Source organism: Protofrankia sp. CiP1_Cm_nod3, from assembly GCF_982290655.1.
Map to the genome: position 1 here is coordinate 1 of NZ_CEVIVD010000217.1, position 5,586 is coordinate 5,586.

The 5,586-nt window shown below is 67.1% G+C and carries 3 protein-coding genes; all 3 read left to right on the forward strand.

The window, feature by feature from the left end; translation table 11 throughout:
• Nucleotides 1–2,392, forward strand: a 2,392-nt coding sequence (locus tag AC5LUJ_RS22980; protein ID WP_493465746.1) for an RAMP superfamily CRISPR-associated protein, incomplete at its 5' end; no start/stop codon positions are given.
• Complete coding sequence (locus tag AC5LUJ_RS22985) at nucleotides 2,389–3,081, forward strand: hypothetical protein (protein ID WP_493465747.1); 693 nt, start codon at nucleotides 2,389–2,391, stop codon at nucleotides 3,079–3,081. The genes AC5LUJ_RS22980 and AC5LUJ_RS22985, both read left to right, overlap by 4 nt.
• Before the next feature lie 3 nt (nucleotides 3,082–3,084).
• A complete protein-coding gene (locus AC5LUJ_RS22990; RefSeq protein ID WP_493465748.1) occupies nucleotides 3,085–5,565 on the forward strand; it encodes a TIGR03986 family type III CRISPR-associated RAMP protein in 2,481 nt (826 codons plus the stop codon).
• Nucleotides 5,566–5,586 lie beyond the last annotated feature (21 nt).

The following is a 5,586-nucleotide window of genomic DNA, read 5'->3' on the forward strand; positions in this document are numbered from 1 at the left end:
GCGGATCGAGCTCCTGGACGCGCAAACCACGGCAGCAGTGACAACGGCAGTGACGACGGAACCGGCCGCGGCAGCGGCCCGCCGGAAGACGGAGAAGCTGGCGAGCACGACAGTCGACAGCGCGAACAGCGCGGCCGGAACGGACAGCGCGGCCGGAACGGATAACACGGACAACGCGGATACAGCCAGTGACACGGACACTCCCCTGTGGTCCTATTCCGCCGGTAGTAAGGAAGCGCCGGCCCTCGACTCACGCGTCCGGTACCGGATGGCCTCGACGCTGGTCACCCAGAGCCCGCTGCACGTCGGCGGGGCCGGGCTGACCGATCCGTTCGCCGAGCCGGCCCCGGCCATCGCGCCCGGGCCGGATGACGTGTCCGGGCAAGGCGACCCGGACAGCAGCCAGGGGCAGCGCTCGCATCTGACCCTGGCGGTCAACGGTGCCGGCCAGCGCTACATCCCGGGCACGTCGATCGCCGGCGCCCTGCGCGCCTGGTGTGAACGGACCTGGACGCCCGGCGCCGTCCGTCGCTACTGGGGGTCGATCGACGGCGCGAGCCGTATCGTCGTCGCCGACGTGGCGCTGCCCGATCCCACGCCCGCCGATCCACGGGCCGGGGTCCAGGGCGACATCGAGACCCGAGACGGGGTCGGCATCGACCGCGTGACCGGGACCGCCGCACACGCCATCAAGTACGACCGCGAGGTCCTGCCCGCCGGCACCGAGATCCCCCTCTACCTGACCACGGACGCGCGCGCCAGGCCGGACAGTCCCCAGGGCAAGGGCAAGGGCAAGGGTGACGGCGCTGGTACCCGTGACGACGGTGGTGGCCCGACGCTCGAGACGATGCTCGCCTCGGTGCTGACCGCGCTCACCGACGGGCTGATCCCGTTGGGGGCCGCGTCCAGCCGCGGTCTCGGGTCTGTCAGGGCCCGGCAGAGCGCTCTGGAGTGGATGGACGTCGCCACGCTGCCCGGCCTGCGGGCCTGGCTGGAGTTGGACGCCGGGAATAACCACAGCACCGGAGCCACAACTGTCTCGCCGCTGGGACTCCCCACCGCTTCCGCACGCAAGCTGACGATCGCTGTCGGCTGGTATCCGGAGCTGGCGCTGCTGGTCGCGGCGGGCCGGACCGTCGGGCACGTCCCTCGGGGCGACGACCAGGAACGACAGGTGACGGTTCCTGTCCTGACCCGCCGAGTGGATGCCGGCACAGCCGGCACGCACACCCGACCGGACAGGTCCCAGCCCACCGTTACCCAAAGCGCCACTACTGACAGTGACGGTACTCAGGGTGGCGACTTCGTCTGGCAGCCAGTCCTGCCAGGTTCGGCGATCAAAGGCGCGTTCCGGACCCGAGCCACCCGCATCGCACGAACGATCATCGGTGGTGGGCCGCCCAGCGGGGGCAAGGAACCGCCGTTCGGGCAGCGGGACTTTGTCGTCGACCGGGCGGAGGATCCCGAGCTGATACAGCTGCTGTTCGGCAGCGCGGACTGGAAGTCGCCGTTACGGATCTCCGACGTCCACCTGTCGCCCGGGCTGAACCGGACGGAAGCTGACGCCCTGCGCACGCCTCCCGCGACAGGCGGCTCCATCACGACAGACGGCTCCACCGCGACGGACCGCTCCAGCACGACGGACGACTCCACCGCGACAGACGGCGACAGCGTGGCCGCGGCAGCGGGCAGCTCGGCCTTCCCTGTCGCGGCGGGACGGCTCGGGACGCTCTCGACCCAGGTGGCGCTGGATCGCTGGACCTCGGCCCCGGCGGACGAACGGCTGTTCACGATACTTCCGGTGCGGCAGCCGGCGACCAAAGGCCAGCAGGGAAAGGGACGTCAGCGGGGCTGGGAACCGATCACCATCGAGGTCGACCTCGACCGGCTGATCACCGGCTGGCCGGGGCTCGGCGAGTCGTCGGAGCGGGCGGACGCCGCGCTCGTCCTGCTGTCCCTGGTCCTCACCGAACTCGCCGCCGGGACGCTGCCGCTGGGCAGCCGGGGCACCCGGGGGCTGGGAGCGATCACCGTGACGAGGATCGACGTGCGGGCCCATGGGCCTGCCGGCTCCGGGAACGCCGGCAGGCATCCGTGGGCGTCTGGCTGGTCGGCGACGAGACCGAAGAAGAACCCATCGGCGATCGTCACGGCGATCCTTGCCGAAGCACGAAAACTACCGCCGGCCGACGGCGACTGGACCCGTTGGATCGCCCCGTCCGGCACGTCCACCAGCGGCGCGGAGCAGGACAGCACGGACAGCGATGGCACGAACGGTAACAGCGCGGGCGTACGCACAAACGCTCCGAACGATGCGAACGGCACTCAAGGTAGCAATGGCGATGCCGTAAGCAGCGGTGATGCCGTGAGCAGCGGCGAGGGGGAAGCATGACGTTTTACAAGGCGCTGCTGGGTGAGCGGCAACTGCCCGGCGGCGGGCTCGCCGAGGCGCTGACCGCGCTTCGAGAGGTCGAGCCCGCGCCGCCGCTGCTGTACGCCCTGCTCTACCGCACCGCCGGCCCCCGCTTCGCCGAACTCGGCACGGACTGGCGGTTGGTGGACGAACACGGCGCCGCGCTGCCGGCGGACGTCCTGAAGAAGATCTTCGAGGTGCGTCTGTTCGGCGGTGGGCCGGGCGTGCTCGCCGTCGAGTGGCGATGGGTAGCTGGAGAGGAACACACCGTCCTGATCACGCTCGCCCCCTTCCCTGCCGCCGATCCCGCTGCCGCCGACAGCTCTGCTGCCAACGGCTCCCAGGAGGTGCCGCCGGATGCACGGCAGGAACCCGAGCCAAGCGCGACGGTGTGCTGGGCGCGGGAGAACAGCTACCTGCTGTGGGGCTCGGCCCGCCCGCTCTCCGGATCCACCGCGCTGCCGGCCGGCCTCGGCTGGGCCCGTTTCCAGCAGGACAGGGTGAGCCCGTTCGTCGCGCCGGTGACGGGTCTCACCGGGCGGACCAGGGCTGCCCTGCCCAGCTTCGAGGTTTTCGTGGCCGAGTCACGCTACGGCAACGTCGTCCCCGCGGACGAACTGCTGTGCGGTGCGGCGGTCCCAGCATCATTCCCCACCCAGGAGGCCTGAGCCGTGAACAGACCGCCCCACAACAACAGCCGCGGTGCCTACACCACGAGCAGCGGGAACGACAGGACCCGCGGAAACGCAGGGACAAGAAACGGAGCTCGGGCGAACAACTCCGGGATCTCCGAGGGAAAACCGTTTCACCACGCCTACAACTTCGCACCGCTGCCATCCCGGCCGGCCGACGGAACCCCGTTCGGGGACGCCGCTCCGGCCGGCCACGACCGGCTGCGGCCGGAGCTATGGAACGGGCGCCTGCGGGTGCGGATGACAGTCCGCACCCCACTGATCGTCGGCGAGACCGACTCGAAGGCGGAGGGCACCACGAAGCACGAGGGGCACGAGGCCGAGGCCGAGGCCGGTCACACCTACCTCCGGCTCCGCTCCCGGTCCGGGGATGCGAAAGACGCCACGAAGGGCCACGACGTCGAGATCCCGGTGACGTCGGTCAAGGGAATGCTCCGTTCCGCCTACGAGATCGCCACCCTCTCCCGCTTCGGGGTCTTCGACAGCCATGACCGACCGCTGCCATACCGTGCGCAGCCGTACGAAGCCCTCGGGCTGGCCCCGGTCCGCATCACGAAGGACACCGAGGGAAAACTGTGGGCGACCCTGCTGCTCGGCACACGCTCGTCCGTCAAGGACGAGACGCAGCCGCTACCAGCGGCGATGCTTCCGGATCGGAAGGACGGCAAGGCCGGCAAGGCCGCGCATCTGTGTTTTACACCCGATGGCCTCGACGAACTACGGCGATTTAAGCACGGCGAAGCCGTAAGTATCGGCATGTCCGAGATCCAACATTTTGACGACTTCGGAAAGCTTACCTACACTTACTGGCTCGTGCAAGCGATCAATTACGCGGGAAAAAGTCCGAAACTTTGTGTGAGTAACGCGTCGGGGGCGAAACACATATCTACGCAGCAAAGAATCACTACTACCGGATGGGTATGCCGGACGAACCCTATACCAGGTCAACAAAATTTTCCGTCGAACAAGCACGATGAACGAGTTTTCTTCGCCCACCCGGCAAGCAATAAAAAACCCCCCATACCCATTCCACCTCTCGTCGTCCAAAGATATCGCGAAATCCTTGAAAGTTACCGCAGGCAGCTGCTCGACTCTCCAGAGAATACCCGCAAAGAAACTCTGGAAAAGACATCTCGTCCGATCATTGAATGGCTTCCGATAGCCGAACGGAAGCCTTTTTGGGAAAACACCCATGCGAAAAGATCGGATCCACTGGAGGATGGAGACCTGCTGTATGCGGAGCTGGACTCCAGCGAAACAGAAATTCTTCAGCTACTGCCAGTAATGGTCTCCCGGCGGCTCTACGATCGGGAACCACGACAGCTGGTCGATCCCAAGCGCCTGCCACCGACCGAGTTCACCTCATTTTCCGCGGCGGACCGGGTGTTTGGCACAGTCGAGCAGCACGCCAAGGCAGGAGATGACAATGCCACCGCCTATCGCGGGCATGTCACGATCTCACCGATCCGGCCTGAGTCGGTACAAATTATCGATTTCCAGGGCGAGTCCGGCCTACCACTGATCGAACTTGGCGCGCCCAAGCCGAGCCAGGCCCGTTTCTACAGCGCGGCCGATCCCAGCGGAAAATCGGTGGACGAGGGAACTCTGAAGGCAGAGATGTATGGCCCGGAAGCAGGCTTGCGCGGTTTCAAGGTCTTTCCCCGCCACCGCGACCTTGAGGACAAGCCCGACGAGTATGTTCAGCAGGCGGTCCGTGCCCGGGCCAACACCCAGCCAAAAAGCTCCCAGCAGGGGAATCGGGCCTCAGACAGGCAACCGGCAAAGCTGCGGACGAAACGGAATGCCTCCGTGCTGGCCTGGGTCAGGGCCGGCAGCACATTCACCTTCGACATCGACGTCACGAACATGACCGAGGCGGAACTGGGCGCGCTGCTGTGGCTGCTCGACCCCCGTGAGATCACCGTCCCCGGAGAACTGAAGCCGTTGGAAAAGCCGGCCGATTTCGGTGTGTTCCGGCTCGGTCGCGGCCGACCGCTCGGGCTGGGTTCGGTCACTCTCGAGCTGCTGCCGGAGAACAGTTCTCTCGTCCGGGGCGAGACGGTGGCCGCCGCCTACCGGGACCTGTCCGGCTGCCTCGGCGCCATCGACCGGAATCCCGTGGACGGCGACGCGGAGTGGGTCACCGAGGTCGTGAAAAAACTGGTCGAAGCCTTCCGGACGGCGACCGCCAAGGCGGCGGGCGGCAGTTTCGACCAGACCGCCCACATCGCCGCGCTGCGCCGGGCCGCCACCGGCTACCGCGACGGCGTCCGTGTCGGCTATCCCCGAGGCTCGACAAAACGACGCCAGAGCAAAGACATCTCGGAGATCGTCACCTGGTTCCAGATCAATGAGAAGGTCAACGCACGGAATCCGGAAAAGCCGACGATGAGGCACGGCCACGCGCTGCCTCCACTCACCACGAACGTAACCCCGCTTCACGAACTACACGAGCAGTAGCCTCACCTCAACCCGGTCCTG

Bases quoted from the DNA above. Each gene is read 5' to 3' on its own strand.
- AC5LUJ_RS22985 (WP_493465747.1), top strand. From the start codon at position 2,389: ATGACGTTTTACAAGGCGCTGCTGGGTGAGCGGCAACTGCCCGGCGGC.